Here is a 15,863-nt window from a genome sequence, read left to right on the forward strand (position 1 = left end):
AAAACCGGGCCCTGTGCCCGGTTTTTTCATGGGCGTTTGACTCAGGCAGGGTCCAGCTCGGTTTGGGCGGCCACCGCGCAGTTGCGTCCCGCACGCTTGGCGGCATACAGGGCCCGGTCCGCGCGCTCCAGCAGGTGCTCGATGCGTTCCTGGCTTTGCCAGAAGGCGTAGCCTGCCGAGAAGGTGATGTGCAGGTCGGGCAGGGTCTCGACCGCAGTGGTCTGCGTGAGTGCCAGGCGCAGGCGCTCGATGATCTGTTGTGCCTGGGTTTTGGCGTCCGCGTCTGGTAGCAGCACCAGAAACTCTTCGCCCCCCCAGCGCCCGATCCAGTCGGTTTCGCGCAGGGCCTCGCGTGCCACGCGACCAAAGGCCATCAACACGGCATCACCGACCTGATGACCATGCTGGTCATTGATGGCCTTGAAATGGTCCAGATCGATGAGGATCACGCCAAAAGAGCGACCACTGAGCAGGGCGCGGCGGTGTTCCTGCTCCAGCAGGCTGTGCAAATAGGGGCGGCTGAACAAGCCGGTCAAACCATCGTGGTGCGTGACGTGCTCCAGTTCACGCTGGGCTGCGGCCAATTGACGCCGCTCGATCGCCACGCGCTCCCGCAGCTTGGCAAACTTGCGCGATTGAACGGTGATCAAGCCCAGGATGAAGGCTGCCGTCAACAGCTTCACCAACTGAGAGGCCGGGTTGAACTGCGGCAGAGGTGTGAACGTGCCGACCAGCAGCACGCACATCAGCATGCCGATAAGGGCCGCGCCGATGAAGACCACGACCCGCGAGCTCAGGTTGATGAAGCCAAAGACCAGGATCAGCCCCAGCGACAGCAGCAGCGGCGCGCGGGCCGTGGGCACGGTGGCGTAGCCCAGTGAGGCGATCATGCCGCCCCACAGGATCTGGGGGGCCACCAGGCCCGGGTCCTTGAGGTGGCGTGTGGCCCCCATGCGAACCAGTGGGTAGGTGACAAAGATGGCGGGGAACATCAGGGTCAGAAAAACCGAGCCCAGTTCGGCACTCACGCGTCCCTTGGGGATGGTGAACGTGAGCATGAGCACGGCCCAGCACAAGTACACCAGTGCAGCCAGCAGGCACAGAAAGGTTCGGTCTCGCATGCGTGGGTCGGTGCCCAGCAGCCAGTCAGATAACCGAGAGGAGGTGTGGCTCATGCGGACTCGGCCTCCACGGTTCTGCCACGTCCTTCCGCCTTGGCCCGATACAGTGCGCGATCTGCGCGTTCCAGTTGACGGTGCAAGGGCCCATCGCCCTGGGGCTGGCACAGTCCGGCCGAGAAGCTGACCGAGAGGTCGTTGGCCAGCGCCGACCAATTGTGCAAGCGCAAGCTGTCTTGCAGCAAATCCAGGCGCTTGCGGGCCACGTCCAGTGGCGTTTCGGGCATCAGCAACAGGAACTCTTCGCCACCCCAGCGTGCCAGCAGATCGGTGGCGGGCAGTTGTGTCGTGCTGAGGTGTCCGAACGTGCGCAGCACCGCGTCACCGACGGCATGGCCGTGCGCGTCATTGATGTGCTTGAAGTGATCCAGATCCAGAATGGCGAAGCAAAACGGTTGACCGGTTCGCCGCAGACGTCGCCATTCGCTCTCCAGCAAATTCTGCATGTGGCGGCGGTTGATCAGGCCGGTCAGGGCGTCTCGGACCGACGCCTCGGCCAGCTGCGTCACGGTTTCGGCCAACTGGGTCCGCTGGGCGAGCATCTGGCTGCGCCAGTGGTAACTCTTCAGCGAGACCAGGCGCATCACCGGCATGATGACTGCCCCCATGCCCAGGCTGACCCACTCGGAGACAGCGTCAATGCGGCCTTCATGCAAGTGGTCATGGAGGGCCGTGGCGAGCGCCATCAGGCTCAAGGACCCGAAGGAGGCCATCAGCAATTGCCGCACCGACAGCCGGTTGATGTCGAAGAGCATGAGCAGGCACAGCCACAGCAAGGCCAGCCCGCGAGCCACATCGATGGCGGTATAGGAAATGACCACGGCCACACAGCCGCAGAGAACTTGGGGGAAGGTCAGGGAGGGATCGGGCGACCGCAAGGTCGAGTGGCTTTTCAGCAAGACGTAAATCGTCAGCAGGCTCAGTGAGCACCAAGCGCTCAGCAGATAAGCCGCCCAGGGCTTGACGGCACCCAGCGCGAGACCGACGTAGGCCGCACTCAGCCCGATCGCATAGGGCAAGACGGTCAGACGCAGCCGTCTCAGCCCTTTGTTGCGCGCCAACTGGGCCGAGCTGTCCAGCGCCAACAGGCGAGACGTCGTCTCGCCCAGATGGGGGGTCGCGGTGGACGCATTCGCCATGGACAAGTCGACTCATCAGTGCAGGGAATTCATCATGCCACCGAAGGTTTGCGCGAGCGGCGCCGCCTTGACGCTCCCGTCAATTCGTGCACAGATGTAAACGGGGTTTCAGGGAAAGTCCTGAGGGGATTCGACGAGGCCGGCAGCGCAATCCACGCCATTTAGGTGGTGGATTAGGGTGATTTTTCACTGCTTTGCCTCGACAAAGCATTCACAATGAGTTCGGGGTTGCACTTGCGGGCGCCCCGAGGGTCGTAGTCGTCCGCAAGATCTTGTTCCAGATCGAGACCGTAGACCCATGAACCAGCTTGCCGCCAGCCAGCCAGCCGATGTGCCGACCGAGGGTGACCGGTACCGGTTCTTTCCGGTGCTGATACCGTTCGTCTTCAGCTTGTTGGCGTTGGCGTTCACCGATTTCACACTGCGCCGTCAAGAAGAGCTGAGTCGGCAATCCGAGTTCACGTCCTATGCCACCCGCCTGCATGAGCGGCTCCGAGAGCGCGTTCGGACCTATGACGAAATCCTGCGCGGTGCAGCGGGTCTGTTCAGTGCCTCCAGTGATGTCAGCCGCGCTGAGTGGCACGCGTATGTGGCCAGCCTGGCCTTGGACGAGGGCTATGTGGGCATTCAGGGACTGGGCTATGCCAAGCATCTGACGGCTGCCACGGCGCCGGACTATGTGAACGGTGTCCGGGCGGAGGGCTTTCCGGAGTTTGCGATCAGCCCCTCTGGCGCGCGCGACACCTATGGCGTGATCACCTACCTGGAGCCGTTTTACGGACGCAATATCCGTGCGTTCGGGTTTGACATGCTGTCGGAATCGGTGCGTCGCGAGGCCATGCTGCGTGCGCGGGACAGTTCGGACATCGTTTACAGCGGACGTGTGACCCTGAAGCAGGAAACCGATGTCGATGTCCAGGCGGGATTTCTGGCCTATCTGCCGGTTTACCGGGGCGGCGTGCGTCCGCCCACGGTGGAGCAGCGTCGCGCCGTGTTGCAGGGTTGGGTGTACGCGCCCTTTCGACTCAAGGACCTGATTGATGCCGTGTTGCAGGGCGACCGGCAAGCGGTGTCCATCCGCTTGAGTGATCGTGGCCACGATGGTCGCGCCATCGAGTCCCTGCTGTTTGACAGCCGCGCCGGCATGACCAGCAAAGATGACCTGCTGCTGCGCGACTTGGCCGTGACCTTGCCCATGGAGATCAATGGGCGAGTCTGGTCGGTACGCTACGAGCCGGCTTCAGGCTACCAGCAGGCCGATCAGACCCGCTATCGGTGGCTGGCCATGCTGGGTGTGGGGGTCACGGGGTTGCTGTTGTGCGTGCTGACGTGGGTGTGGCTGAACACCCGATTGCGCGCCGAGGCACTGGCGGCGGGCATGACCCGTGTCATCTCCGATGGCGAGGAGCGCTTCAAGCTGCTGGTCGAAGGGCTGAAGGATTACGCCATCGTGATGCTGGACGATCGCGGCACCATCATGACGTGGAATTCCGGGGCCGAGCGGATCAAAGGCTGGTCGGCTGCCGAGGTGGTGGGGCGTCACTTCAGCTGTTTCTTCACGGAGGAAGACCGCGCGGCAGGTGCCGCCGAGAAGGCGCTGGCCACAGCCCTGATCACGGGGCGCTACAGTGAAGAAGGCTGGCGCATCCGCAAGGATGGATCGCTGTTTCGCGCCAGTGTGCTGATCACCGCGATGCGTGATGCGGCCGGGCAGATCACGGGGTTTGCCAAAGTCACCCGGGACGTCAGTGAGCGTTACAAGCAGGAAGAGGGCTTGCGTCTGGCCGCCACCGTGTTCCGGTCGACGCAGGAGGGGGTCGTCATCACCGACGTCAGCGGCTGCGTGGTGGCGGTCAACCCAGCGTTCGAGCGCATCACCGAATACGCCGAGTCCGAGGTCATGGGACAGCGCTTGAGCCTGCTGGCGTCCGGACGTCATCAACGCGAGTTTTTCCAGAAGATGTGGCGAGACATTCTGGACGACGGAGGCTGGCAAGGCGAGATCTGGAATCGCCGCAAGGGTGGGGAGATTTACCCCAGTTGGCTGGCCATCAGTGCGGTGCGCAATGAACGGGGTGAACTGTCCAACTTTGTGGGCGTGTATGCCGACATGACACGCATTCCGCACGCCGAGACCCAGATGGAGCGCCTGGCTCACCACGACCCGCTGACAGGCTTGCCCAATCGGATGCTGTTGCAGTCACGTCTGGGTCACACCTTGGAGCGCATGCACCGGACGCAGCACACCTGCGCCGTCATGTTCCTGGATCTGGACCGTTTCAAGGCGGTCAACGATCAATATGGACACGAGGCGGGGGATGAATTGCTCAAGGAGGTGGCTCGCAGTTTGCGCCTGCACTTGCGCGAGAACGACACCGTGGCACGCCTGGGCGGGGATGAGTTTGTGGTGGTGCTGGAGGATCTCACCAGTGCGGAAGGTGCCATCCTGGTGGCGCGCGCCATCATCGATCGCTTGAACAAGCCCTTCCGGCTGTCATGTGGCCATGACGCCAACATCGGTTGCAGCGTGGGGATCAGCATCTATCCCAATGATGGCGATGATGTCGATGCGTTGATCCGGCAGGCGGACATTGCGATGTACAAGGCCAAACAGGCTGGCCGCGGTACTTGGTGTCTGTACCGCGGCGAGCCTGCCCGCTGAACGCGGTCAGGCGGCTTGCGCCTGTGTGCTGCTCAACACGCCATGGGCCGACGCGGGGTTGAGGCCCAGAATCTGGCGCGCCTCGGCGGGGGAGGCCACTTCACGGCCAGCCCGGCGTGCACAGGCCGCCAAGGCTTCGATCAGCGGACCGTTGCCGGTGGTGCGTTCACCGCCGGGCAGGTAGAAGGTGTCTTCCACGCCGGTGCGCAGCATGCCGCCCAGGTCTGCCGTGGCTTGGTGCACCGGCCAGATTTCTTCACGGCCAATGAGTGTGGTTTGCCAGAAGGTGCCGGGTTCACGGTACTTGACCAACAGCTTGAGCAAGTCCGCATCCACTGGCATGCCCGAGGCCACGCCCATCACGAAGTTGTACTCCAGGTGATCGGTCATGCCGGCCTTTTTGTACATGCCCACGGAGCGCACGATGCCCACGTCAAAGCATTCGAATTCGGGGCGGGTGCCGGTCTCGTGCATGACGTCGATCATGGCCTTGACCTTGTCGACCGTGTTGTCGAACAGCATGGGGGGCCAGGCCCATTGGCCGTTTTCTTTGATCTTGAGGTAGTTGAGGCTGCCCGCGTTGCAGGCGGCAATTTCAGGGCGCACGGCGCGAATGCAGGCGGCCGGACCGGAGATGTCGGCGCCCACCACGCCGGTGGTCAGGTTGATGATGACGCCGGGGCAGGCCTCGCGGATGGCGGTGTCAATCTCGGATGCCACGGCGGGGTCCCAGCTCGGGAAGCGACCCATGCCGGGTTCCTGCCGGCGCAGGTGCACGTGCATGATGGCGGCGCCGGCATCGTAGGCCTCGCGAGCAGCGGCGGCCATTTCCTTGGCGGTCACGGGCACAGGGTGCTGGGTCGGATCGGTCAGCACGCCGGTGAGCGCGCAGGTCAGAATTGCCTTGTCCATCAGTCTTCCTTGGTGAGTTCGATGTCGATCAGCAGGGTCTTGGCCTGCACCTGTTCGCCCGGGGTGGCATAGACTGCCTTGACCACGCCCGGAGCCTGCGCGGACAGCCACATTTCCATCTTCATGGCCTCGATGCTGAGCAGCGCCTGACCTTCTGTGACCTTGTCGCCAGCCTTCACCAGCACCTGCGCCACCGTGCCGGCGACGGGGGCGAGTCCTCGGCTCGGATCTTGTCCTGCCCCCTGATCGGGCCAGGCCGACACTTCGGTGAAGGTGAAGACCGCGGCGTCCTGTACCAGGTGCAGGGTGTCGGCGACCCACACGGCACGGAGCCGACGCTGGATGCCATCCAGTTCATAGCGCAGCCAGCCGGTCGTCGCATCATGCGAGATCAGGCGCAGCGAGGTCGCCGGGGCCGTGGGTGTGGGGTGAACCAGATAAATGTCACCACTGCCGTGTTGAACCCGCAGGGTGCGTCGGGTGTCGGCACACTGCAGGGGCAGGTCGTAGCCAGCGACGCTGGCAGCGCGCAGGCCGGTGGCGTGCCCTTCGTGATGCACCGCGTGCAAGGCTGCGGCAATGAGCCAGCAGGTGTCGCTGGCCACCGGGCGTTGCAGCAGGGGCTCCCCGTCGACTTGCCACTGGTCAATCAGCGTGGTGGTCATGCTGCCTTCGCGGAAGCGTGGGTGATCCACCAGGTCCCGCAAGAAGCGGGCGTTGTGCTGCAAGCCCAGCAGGGGGGCATCGTCGAGCGTGGCGATCAGGCGGCGAATGGCGTCGTCACGATCACGGCCATGCACGATGAGCTTGGCCACCATGGGGTCGTAATGCGGTGTGACCTCGCCGCCTTCCCGGATGCCGGCGTCGATGCGCACGCCGTCGTACAAGGCCTGCTCCGGACGCCACCAGGCGATGCGTCCGGTCTGGGGCGCAAAGTTGGCATAGGGGTCTTCGGTGTACAGGCGGGCTTCGATGGCGTGGCCGCTCAGCGTGATCTGGTCCTGCGTCCGTGGCAAAGGCTGACCGGCGGCGACACGCAGTTGCCACTCGACCAGATCGAGGCCCGAGATCATTTCGGTCACCGGGTGCTCCACCTGCAGGCGGGTGTTCATCTCCAGGAAGTAGTAGTTCAAATCCTGGTCCACGATGTACTCGATGGTCCCGGCGCCGCAGTAGTGGATGGCCTGCGCGGCGAGCACGGCATCGCGTCCCATGGCGGCACGCATCTCGGCGCTCACCCCAGGGGAGGGCGATTCTTCGATCACCTTCTGACGGCGGCGTTGGGCTGTGCAGTCACGCTCGCCGATGTACACCGCATTGCCGTGGCCATCGGCAAACACCTGGATCTCGATGTGGCGACCGTTGAGGATCAGCCGCTCCAGCATGAGCGTGCCGTCGCCAAAAGCGCTCTGGGCTTCACGGCGTGCACTGGTGATGGCTTGGGGCAGCTCTTCTTTGTGATGCACCAGGCGCATGCCGCGGCCACCGCCACCACTGACGGCCTTGACCAGCAAAGGAAAGCCCAGCCGCTCGGCTTCGCCAATCAGGTGTTCATCATCCTGGTTGGCGCCCAGATAGCCGGGTGCGGTGGGGACGCCGGCCTTGATCATCTCGGCCTTTGCCCCGGCCTTGTCGCCCATGACGCGAATGGCTTCCGGCGAAGGGCCGATGAAGATCACACCGGCGTCGCGGCAGGCTTCGGCAAAGGCCGCGTTCTCGGACAGGAAGCCGTAGCCGGGGTGGATGGCGTTGGCACCGGTGCGACGGCAGGCGTCCAGCAGCACGTCGCCCTTCAGGTAGGACTCGGCCGCCGGTGCCGGACCAATGCAGACGGCTTCGTCAGCCAGACTCACGTGCGGCGCCTGGGCATCGGCATCGCTGTAGACCGCGACCGTGCGGTACCCCAGCTTGCGGGCGGTGCGGATGACGCGGCAGGCAATTTCCCCGCGGTTGGCGATCAGGATCTTTTTCAGCATATGACTTGCATCCTCAAGCGGATGGGGGAACCCAGCGGGGCTTGCGCTTTTGCATGAAGGCCTGGGTGCCTTCCTGGCCTTCTTCACTCAGCACGGCTTGGGCAAACAAAGCAGCGGCGTCATCGATCAGGCTTTCAGCGGGTGACTGGCGGGCACGCTCCAGCAAGCGTTTGGTGGTGGCAATGGCCTGAGGGCCGCAAGCCAGGATGCGCGCCAGGGTTTGCTGCAAGGCGTCCTCAAGGGCGGCCTCATCGGCATGCACTTCATGCACCAGTCGGATGGTCAAGGCTTCTCGTGCATCCACGCGTGCACCTGTGACCGACAGGCGCTTGGCCTCGGCGTAGCCCAGTCGTTCCACGAGGAAGGGGGCGATCTGGGCGGGGATGATGCCCAGCGAGGTTTCTGGCAAGCGAAAGCTCACGTTGTCTCGCGCCAGGCTGACGTCGGACACGCAGGCCAGCCCAAAGCCGCCGCCCATCACGGTGCCTTCCAGCACGGTCACGATGGGCAGGCCGGAGCGGGCATACGCCAGGCACAACTGGCCAAACGCGGCATTCACTTCCTCGATCGGGTTGCGTGCAGTGACGGCCTGCCCGGCATCGACTTGCGCTTGTTGCGCGGCCAGCTTCATGCGGGCCTGGGCCATGTCGCCAATGTCGCCACCGGCACAGAAATGGCCACCCTGGCCGCGCAACACCACCACACGGGTATCGGGGTCCGCTTCGGCTGCTTTCAAGGCGGCCAGCAGTTCATGCACCATGGCGAGTGACATGGCATTGCGAACTTCTGGCCGGTTCAGGGCAATGGTGCAGACACCTTGGGTGGTCTGGACCTGAATGGTGGCGTGGCTCATGGGTGGACCTTGCGTGGGAGCAATGAATCGGCGCGACTCAGCGAGCCTTCTTGGGCAAGGTGCCCTCCAGCTTGGCGATGATGCCGAGCATGATTTCGTCGGCGCCGCCCCCAATGGAGACCAGGCGGCCGTCTCGGTAGGCGCGGGCCAGCGGGTTGTCCCAGGTGAAGCCCATGCCGCCCCAGTACTGCAGGCAGCTGTCGGCCACCTCGCGAACCAGGCGACCGCACTTGAGCTTGGCCATGGAGGCCAGTCGGGTCACATCCTTGCCGGCCACGTATTCCTCGACCGCACGGTAGGTCAGCGAGCGCAGCAACTCGACTTCGGTGCGCAGCTCCGCCAGACGGAAATGGATCACCTGGTTGTTGATCAGCGGTGTGCCGAAGGTGTGGCGCTCTTTGCAGTAGTCGATGGTCTGGTCGATCAGGCGGTCCATCATCAGCAGCGAATTGGCGGCGCCATACAGACGCTCTTCCTGGAACTGCAGCATCTGCATCATGAAGCCCGTGCCTTCGACACCAATCAGGTTGCGCTTGGGCACTCGCACGTTGTCGAAGAACAGCTGCGCGGTGTCCGAGGCTCGCATGCCGAGCTTGTCGATCTTCTGGCGCTCGATGCCCTTGGCATCCATCGGCACGATGATGAGCGACTTGTTCTCGTGCTCCTTGCCTTCGGAGGTGTTGGCCAGCAGGCAGCACCAGTCGGCCTGCATGCCGTTGGTGATCCACATCTTCGAACCGTTGATGACGTAGTCGTCGCCATCGGACTTGGCTGTGGTTTTCAGGGCGGCCACATCCGAGCCGCCACCCACTTCGCTCACGCCAATGCAGCCCACCATGTCCCCGGCGATCGCCGGAGCCAGGTATTCCTTCTTCAAGGCTTCCGAGCCGAAACGGTGCAAGGCAGGGGTGCACATGTCGGTTTGCACACCAATTGCCAGGGGTACCCCGCCGCAATTCGCCACCCCAAAGGCTTCCGAGGCGACGGCGGCATACGAGAAGTCCAGTCCCATGCCACCGTAGGCGGTGTCGTACTTGATGCCCAGCAGGCCCAGGTCGCCTGCTTTCTTGAAGAGTTCGTGGGCCGGGAAGAAGCCAGCCTTTTCCCACTCGTCGCAGAAGGGGTTGATTTCGTTTTCGACAAAGCGCTTGACGGTGTCGCCAATGGCGCGGTGCTCGGCAGTGAACAGCATGGTGGTCTCCTCGGTTCTTGTGGGAAATGGCTCGCTTACAGGCGCGCGATGCCAAAGGTGTTGGGGCGCAGGGGGCGTTGCTCGGCCTCGGCGGCCATGTCCAGGCACATGGCCAGGACGCGGCGGGTGTCGCGGGGGTCGATCACGCCGTCGTCCCACAGGCGGGCAGTGCCAAACAGCACGTTCGATTCGGCATCCAGACGCTTGCGGATCTCGGCCGACATGCCTTCCAGCATGGCGTCGTTCACGGGCATGCCGGCCCGCTCCATCTTGCCGCGCGTGACGATCTCCATCACTTTGGCCGCCTGCGCGCCGCCCATCACGGCCGTGCGGGCCGAGGGCCAGCTGAAAATGAACCGTGGGTCAAAGCCTCGGCCGCACATGCCGTAGTTGCCCGCGCCAAACGAACCGTTCAGGGTCACGGTGAACTTGGGCACGCGGGCATTGGCGACGGCCTGAATCATCTTGGAGCCGTGCTTGATGGCCCCCCCGTGCTCGGCGGCCGAGCCCACCATGTAGCCGGTGGTGTTCTGCAAAAAGATCAGCGGCGTGCCCGACTGGTCGCACAGCTGAATGAACTGGGCTGCCTTGGTCGAGCCCGTGGGTTGAATCGGGCCGTTGTTGCCCAGAATGCCCACCAGATGACCGTTGATGCGGGCGTGACCGCACAGGGTCTCGCTGCCGTATTCGCTCTTGAACTCCAGGAAGTCGGAGCCATCGACGATGCGGGCGATGATCTCGCGGGTGTCGAAGGGTTCGCGGTCGTCGGCCGGGATGCAGCCCAGCAACTCCTGTTCGTCGTACAGGGGGGCGACCACATCCGGGCGGGGCGAGGTCGCGGCATCCCACTTCAGCTTATCGACGAGGTCGCGGGTCAGGGCGATCGCGTGGGCGTCGTTGTCGGTCAGGTATTCACCCAGGCCGGTCACACTGGCGTGCATCTCGGCCCCGCCCAGATCTTCGTCGGTAGCATCTTCGCCAATGGCGGCCTTCACCAGCGGAGGGCCGGCCAGGTAGATGCTCGAGCGACCCTTCACCAGCACCACATAGTCCGACAGACCAGGCAGGTAGGCGCCGCCCGCAGTGGACGAGCCATGCACCACAGCGATTTGCGGGATGCCCATGGCCGACAGGCGTGCCTGGTTGGCAAAGCTGCGCCCGCCGTCCACAAAAATTTCGCTCTGGTACATCAGGTTGGCGCCGCCGCTCTCGACCAAGGTGATGACGGGCAGCTTGTTGTCTCGGGCGATCTCCTGGGCGCGCAGGCCCTTTTTCAGGCCCATGGGCGACACCGTGCCGCCCTTGAGGGCCGAATCGCTGGCCGTGACCAGACAGCGCTTGCCGGCCACGATGCCAATCCCGATGATCGTCCCGCCCCCCAGGATGCTCTTCTTGCCGTCGTCGTCGTGCATGCCCAGACCTGCCAGCGTCGACAACTCCAAGAAGGGCGTGCCACGATCCAGCAAGCGGGCCACGCGTTCACGAGGCAGCAACTGCCCGCGCTTTTCAAACTTGTCGCGCTTGTCGGCCGAACCGTCACGCACCTGGGTTTCCAGGTTGCGAACCTGGTCCAGGCGCTCGGTCATCCGCGCGACGTTCGTGCGGTAGGCGTCCGATTTGGTGTTGAGTGCAGATCGCAGGGCAGGCATCTTGAAACCAATCTTGATGAGTCCTGCCCAATGTAGATTTGGTTGACGTTAACGTCAACCGGATGCTTATCAGGTAAACTACCTATGCCGGTCAACTGGCCGGGTCGTTACGCTGCTTCCGTGTTCATGAAGTGCGTCAAGCGGCATGCGTCATGACTGTTCCAACTCCTGCCTGGGTGGCCCAAGTGAAAGCGAATACCGAAAACAAGCCAATGGTGGATGACGAAGTGCAACTGGGGTCTCCGCCGTCCTGGGCTTTTGACGAGGCCGACGATCACGAGGTGGATGCACTGATGGGCATCGCCGAGGTGTGCGAGCTCTACAAGGTGTCGCCGCGCGCCCTGCGTTTTTACGAGACCAAGGGGCTGCTGGCACCACGCCGCATCAACGGGACGCGGGTGTACAACAAAGTGGATCGTGCGCGCCTGACGCGCATCCTGCGTGCCAAGTCACTGGGCACGCCGCTGGCCGAGATCAAGCACTACCTCGACATGTACGGTCAGCACGGGGAAGGTCGCATCCAGCAGTTGCAGTTCGTCATCGACAAGACCGATGCCTCGATTGCGGAACTGGAAGCCAAGCGTGCACAGATCGACGCGTCGCTGGCAGAACTGCGGGCCATCAATGCACGTTGCCGCCAGACGCTGAACGACAAGAAAAAAAGCCACGCGTGATGCGTGGCTGTGAGCACGTCAGCGCACGCCGCTGACGAACATCTTCCAGCGCTGCTCATTGAGGCGTTTGGCCTCATACAGCGCTTGCTCGGCCTGTTCTTGCAGCGCCTTCACCGATTCGGTGGCGTCGTTGTAAGCCGCCATGCCCACCGAGATGCCCACACCCACGGTGTCACCGCTGCTCAGCGTGATGGGGGTGGACACCGACTTGACGATGCGGCGAGCCAGAATCTCGGCCGATTCTTCGCCGCCGTGGCGCATCACCACACCGAATTCGTCGCCGCCAAAGCGGGCCAGCACGTCGCCCAGGCGTACCTGCTGACTCAGGCGGTTGGCCACTTCGCGCAGCACCTCGTCGCCCGCGCCATGGCCAAAGCCGTCGCTGATGTCCTTGAAGCCGTCCAGGTCCATGTAGACCACGGTGAACGGCTCGCCGGTTCGCATGGCATGGGCCAATTCCACTTCCAGCGCGCGGTTGAACTGGGCGCGATTGGCCAAGCCGGTCAAATGATCGGTGGACGCCAGATGTTGCAGTTCGCGGTGCTCCCGACGGCTTTGCAACAAGTTGGACGCCACTTGGGCCAGGGAATGCAGCGCCTCCGCCTGACCTTCGCTCAAGCCCGTATGGGGTGTGGTGTCCAGCAAGGCCAATGTGCCCACCGCCAGCCCTTCGGCATCCACCAGGGGGGCGCCTGCGTAAAAGCGCAGATGTGGCTCGTCGACCACCAGCGGGTGTTTGGCAAACACCGGGTCCTGGGTGGTGTCGGGCACGACCAGAATCTGATCGGGCGACATGATGGCGTGGGCGCAAGGTGATTCTTCTCGCGTCAACTCCGCCACGTCCACGCCCACACGGGCCAAGTAGCACTGGCGATCCACGTCGATCAACGAGATGACGGCTGCCGGCACACCAAAAGTGTGTGCAGCCACACGGCACAAGGCGTCCAGATCCGCATCCGGCGGGCTGTCCATCAAGCCGAGCCTGTGCACCGCCTGCAGACGCTGCACTTCGTTGTGAGGAACAGGGTGGGAGAGCTCTTGATCCGCCATGGCATGACCCGGTGAGGAAAACTGAATCGGTTCGGTGAAGGGTTATCGGCAGCCCTCACCAAAACCAAAGCCCCGGTGAACCCCTTGTTCAAAGGGGCCTGCGCGCATCAAGCCTTCTTCAGGAATTCGGACTTCAGTGACATGTTGCCCACGCCGTCGATCTTGCAGTCGATGTCGTGGTCGCCGCCGACCAGGCGGATGCTCTTGACCTTGGTGCCTTTCTTCAGCACCAGGGACGAGCCCTTGACCTTCAGGTCCTTGATCAGGATCACGGCATCGCCGTCGGCCAGCGGGGTGCCATGGGCATCCTTGATCACCATTTCTGCGTCAGCTTCTTCGGCCTGAGCGGCCACCGGCCACTCGTGCGCGCAGTCCGGGCACACGTAGTTGTCGCCATCCTGGTAGGTGTTCTCCATGGCGCAGACGGGGCAGGCGGGAATCGTGGACATCGCGGGCACTTTCTTCAGACCAAAACCCGTATTGTCGCAGGGGGAATGTGGGTGGAGGCACGTACACTGCGGGCATGCCTTTTGTTGCCCTTGGTCTCTCCTCCTCCCTGGCTCGCGTCGCAGCCGATCAGGGCTTTGTTCATCCCACGCCCATCCAGCACGAAGCGATTCCGGCCATTCTGGCGGGGCAGGACGTTTTGGGTCTGGCGCAAACCGGGTCCGGCAAGACGGCAGCGTTTCTGTTGCCACTCTTGCAGCAGATGCTGCAGCGTCCCCGCAGCACGCCCCGCCGTCTGCAAACGCTGATCCTGGTGCCCACACGTGAGCTGGCGGTGCAGGTGGGCGACATTGCGCGCGAACTGACCCAAGCCTTGACGCCAGCCCTGAAGGTGGTGACCGCTTTTGGCGGCGTGTCCATCAATCCGCAGATGATGGCCCTGCGTGGTGGTGCCGATGTGGTGGTGGCCACGCCGGGGCGCTTGTTGGACCTGGTGGATCACAACGCGCTGTCTCTGGGGTCGGTGGCGGCCCTGGTGCTGGACGAAGCCGATCGCTTGCTGGCACTGGGCTTTGCGGATGAGTTGGCGCGCATCCTGGCGTTGTTGCCGGCGCGCCGGCAGAGCCTGTTCTTCTCGGCCACTTTCGCGCCGGAGGTGCAAGAACTGGCACAGGCCCTGCTGCACAACCCGTTGCGCATCGAAATCGAGCAGGCGCCCGAGCACCGTCCGGACATCACGCAACGCGCCATCGAGGTCGATGCGCCGCGTCGAGCGCAACTGCTGCGCCACCTGATTCAATCCAGCGACTGGGGCAGCACCTCACGCGTTCTGGTGTTTGCCGCCACCAAATACGCCACGGAGCTTGTGGCCCACAAGTTGCACCGGGCCGGCATCCACGCTGCTGCGTTTCATGGCGATCTCAGCCAGGGGGCGCGTCGCCAGGTGCTGGACGCCTTCAAAGCCAGCGAACTGCAGGTGGTCGTGGCCACCGACGTGGCCGCGCGCGGCATCGACATCGCCCAGTTGCCAGTGGTGGTCAACTACGATTTGCCACGCTCGCCGGACGACTACATCCACCGCATCGGCCGCACCGGGCGTGCGGGCGCCAGTGGACTGGCCATCAGCTTCATCACCCCGGATGCCGAGGCACATTTCCGCCTGATCGAGAAGCGGCAGGGTCTGCGCGTGCCCCGTGAGCGCCTGGATGGCTTCGAGCCCACCGAGGCGCCGGTGATCGACGTTGCGCCCGCTGGCTCCCGAGGGCTGGATCCCCATGGCGGCATCAAGGGCCGTCGTCCCAGCAAGAAAGACAAGCTCCGCGCAGCGGCGGCCAAGACGGTCAAGTCCTGACCCTGGGCCTGTCATCAGCGCACGGCGCGCTCACGCATTCGACATCGCGCGCCACACGATGTCGAAAAAGTCGTCGAACTGTTCGATCAGGGGGCGCTTTTCGCCTCGTACGATGTGCATCAGGATGACGCGTCCAATGATGCCCATGAACACATCCAGCAGCACTTTGGATGACACCTTGTTGTTGAGCACGCCGCGGGCTTGACCGTCTTTCAACACACCCCGGAAGGCGCCCATCAGCTCGGGGCTCTCATATATCCCGATCTGGTTGTGGCGTGACACCGGCACCGCCGTGAAAAACAACTGGATCACGGCGGGGTGCTTGTCCATGTAGTCCACCGTCACCCAACAGGTCTTGCGCAGTCGCTCACGCACATCGTCAATGCCTTGCAGGTGATCGAGCATGCGCTCGGCCAGGCGGCCCAGCATCACGTCCAGCATGGCGTAGACCAGCACCTCCTTGCTGCCGAAGTACTTGTAAATCGTCTGCAAAGACACATGCGCGGTGCGGGCCACATCGATCAGGCTGACCTCGTGAAAGTCCTTTTGCGAAAACAGCTTCAGCACCGCCTGCTCAATCCGGTGAAGGGTGTCGGGGCGCATGGTGGCCAGCACGGCGCGGCGCGCTTCATGGCTGGCGGGGTGATCCTGAGGGGCTGATGCGGTCATGGGGAAACGAGGCTTTCCAGGTTGGTAATTCATATTACCAAATGAACGATCGTTCGCAAAAATCGGGGCACACCTCTTGCCGGTTTGGCTGCGCTTGTTCAAGATGTTCAA

The 15,863-nt window shown here is 63.5% G+C and carries 13 protein-coding genes; 3 read left to right on the top strand and 10 right to left on the bottom strand.

All coding sequences use genetic code 11. The features are described from left to right. Positions 1-41: 41 nt before the first annotated feature. Positions 42-1,175, bottom strand: a complete 1,134-nt coding sequence (locus tag ACMV18_RS12230; RefSeq protein ID WP_420818075.1) for a GGDEF domain-containing protein — start codon at positions 1,173-1,175, stop codon at positions 42-44. Continuing rightward, the gene (locus ACMV18_RS12235) at positions 1,172-2,317 is read right to left on the bottom strand and encodes a GGDEF domain-containing protein (protein WP_374255642.1); all 1,146 of its coding nucleotides are present in this window, start codon (positions 2,315-2,317) and stop codon (positions 1,172-1,174) included. The genes ACMV18_RS12230 and ACMV18_RS12235 overlap by 4 nt, the downstream gene beginning before the upstream one ends. A 298-nt stretch (positions 2,318-2,615) precedes the next feature. Between ACMV18_RS12235 and ACMV18_RS12240 the strand changes: the two genes are divergently transcribed. Beyond that, a complete protein-coding gene (locus ACMV18_RS12240) occupies positions 2,616-4,979 on the top strand; it encodes a CHASE domain-containing protein (protein ID WP_420818076.1) in 2,364 nt (787 codons plus the stop codon). Between the two features lie 6 nt (positions 4,980-4,985). Here the strand turns inward: ACMV18_RS12240 and ACMV18_RS12245 are convergent, their stop codons facing one another. From ACMV18_RS12245 to ACMV18_RS12265, 5 genes are read right to left on the bottom strand one after another with little or no spacing between them, the layout of a single operon-like run. Further along, positions 4,986-5,891: a 3-keto-5-aminohexanoate cleavage protein gene (locus ACMV18_RS12245; RefSeq protein WP_374255645.1), complete on the bottom strand. Its 906-nt coding sequence runs from the start codon at positions 5,889-5,891 to the stop codon at positions 4,986-4,988. Continuing rightward, positions 5,891-7,867, bottom strand: coding sequence for an acetyl/propionyl/methylcrotonyl-CoA carboxylase subunit alpha (locus ACMV18_RS12250; RefSeq protein ID WP_420818077.1), 1,977 nt, complete (start codon positions 7,865-7,867; stop codon positions 5,891-5,893). Before ACMV18_RS12250 ends, ACMV18_RS12245 begins: the two co-directional genes overlap by 1 nt. 13 nt (positions 7,868-7,880) lie before the next feature. After that, a complete protein-coding gene (locus ACMV18_RS12255) occupies positions 7,881-8,720 on the bottom strand; it encodes an enoyl-CoA hydratase/isomerase family protein (protein ID WP_420818078.1) in 840 nt (279 codons plus the stop codon). Positions 8,721-8,757: 37 nt separating this feature from the next. Then, the gene (locus ACMV18_RS12260) at positions 8,758-9,912 is read right to left on the bottom strand and encodes an acyl-CoA dehydrogenase family protein (RefSeq protein ID WP_420818079.1); all 1,155 of its coding nucleotides are present in this window, start codon (positions 9,910-9,912) and stop codon (positions 8,758-8,760) included. A gap of 35 nt (positions 9,913-9,947) precedes the next feature. Then, entirely contained in the window at positions 9,948-11,561 is a 1,614-nt protein-coding gene (locus ACMV18_RS12265; RefSeq protein ID WP_420818080.1) for an acyl-CoA carboxylase subunit beta, read from the bottom strand. A gap of 152 nt (positions 11,562-11,713) precedes the next feature. Here ACMV18_RS12265 and ACMV18_RS12270 point away from each other — a divergent pair, with 152 nt between their 5' ends. Beyond that, a complete protein-coding gene (locus ACMV18_RS12270) occupies positions 11,714-12,235 on the top strand; it encodes a MerR family transcriptional regulator (RefSeq protein ID WP_374255652.1) in 522 nt (173 codons plus the stop codon). Between the two features lie 18 nt (positions 12,236-12,253). Here the strand turns inward: ACMV18_RS12270 and ACMV18_RS12275 are convergent, their stop codons facing one another. Further along, positions 12,254-13,285, bottom strand: coding sequence for a diguanylate cyclase domain-containing protein (locus ACMV18_RS12275; RefSeq protein ID WP_420818081.1), 1,032 nt, complete (start codon positions 13,283-13,285; stop codon positions 12,254-12,256). Positions 13,286-13,392: 107 nt separating this feature from the next. Then, entirely contained in the window at positions 13,393-13,734 is a 342-nt protein-coding gene (locus tag ACMV18_RS12280) for a zinc ribbon domain-containing protein YjdM (protein ID WP_420818082.1), read from the bottom strand. Between the two features lie 74 nt (positions 13,735-13,808). Here ACMV18_RS12280 and ACMV18_RS12285 point away from each other — a divergent pair, with 74 nt between their 5' ends. Beyond that, a complete protein-coding gene (locus ACMV18_RS12285; protein ID WP_420818083.1) occupies positions 13,809-15,083 on the top strand; it encodes a DEAD/DEAH box helicase in 1,275 nt (424 codons plus the stop codon). A 30-nt stretch (positions 15,084-15,113) separates the two neighbouring features. Here the strand turns inward: ACMV18_RS12285 and ACMV18_RS12290 are convergent, their stop codons facing one another. After that, the gene (locus tag ACMV18_RS12290; protein ID WP_374255659.1) at positions 15,114-15,752 is read right to left on the bottom strand and encodes a TetR/AcrR family transcriptional regulator; all 639 of its coding nucleotides are present in this window, start codon (positions 15,750-15,752) and stop codon (positions 15,114-15,116) included. Between the last annotated feature and the right edge of the window lie 111 nt (positions 15,753-15,863).

The organism is Aquabacterium sp. (assembly GCF_048860245.1).
GTDB lineage: Bacteria > Pseudomonadota > Gammaproteobacteria > Burkholderiales > Burkholderiaceae_C > Aquabacterium.

Excerpts from the sequence above, each read along its gene's own strand:
- ACMV18_RS12240 (WP_420818076.1), top strand. The coding sequence starts at position 2,616 with ATGAACCAGCTTGCCGCCAGCCAGCCAGCCGATGTGCCGACCGAGGGT.
- ACMV18_RS12285 (WP_420818083.1), top strand. The coding sequence starts at position 13,809 with ATGCCTTTTGTTGCCCTTGGTCTCTCCTCCTCCCTGGCTCGCGTCGCA.
- ACMV18_RS12255 (WP_420818078.1), bottom strand. The coding sequence starts at position 8,720 with ATGAGCCACGCCACCATTCAGGTCCAGACCACCCAAGGTGTCTGCACC.
- ACMV18_RS12250 (WP_420818077.1), bottom strand. The coding sequence starts at position 7,867 with ATGCTGAAAAAGATCCTGATCGCCAACCGCGGGGAAATTGCCTGCCGC.
- ACMV18_RS12230 (WP_420818075.1), bottom strand. The coding sequence starts at position 1,175 with ATGAGCCACACCTCCTCTCGGTTATCTGACTGGCTGCTGGGCACCGAC.
- ACMV18_RS12235 (WP_374255642.1), bottom strand. The coding sequence starts at position 2,317 with ATGGCGAATGCGTCCACCGCGACCCCCCATCTGGGCGAGACGACGTCT.
- ACMV18_RS12270 (WP_374255652.1), top strand. The coding sequence starts at position 11,714 with ATGACTGTTCCAACTCCTGCCTGGGTGGCCCAAGTGAAAGCGAATACC.
- ACMV18_RS12245 (WP_374255645.1), bottom strand. The coding sequence starts at position 5,891 with ATGGACAAGGCAATTCTGACCTGCGCGCTCACCGGCGTGCTGACCGAT.
- ACMV18_RS12260 (WP_420818079.1), bottom strand. The coding sequence starts at position 9,912 with ATGCTGTTCACTGCCGAGCACCGCGCCATTGGCGACACCGTCAAGCGC.
- ACMV18_RS12290 (WP_374255659.1), bottom strand. The coding sequence starts at position 15,752 with ATGACCGCATCAGCCCCTCAGGATCACCCCGCCAGCCATGAAGCGCGC.
- ACMV18_RS12265 (WP_420818080.1), bottom strand. The coding sequence starts at position 11,561 with ATGCCTGCCCTGCGATCTGCACTCAACACCAAATCGGACGCCTACCGC.
- ACMV18_RS12275 (WP_420818081.1), bottom strand. The coding sequence starts at position 13,285 with ATGGCGGATCAAGAGCTCTCCCACCCTGTTCCTCACAACGAAGTGCAG.
- ACMV18_RS12280 (WP_420818082.1), bottom strand. The coding sequence starts at position 13,734 with ATGTCCACGATTCCCGCCTGCCCCGTCTGCGCCATGGAGAACACCTAC.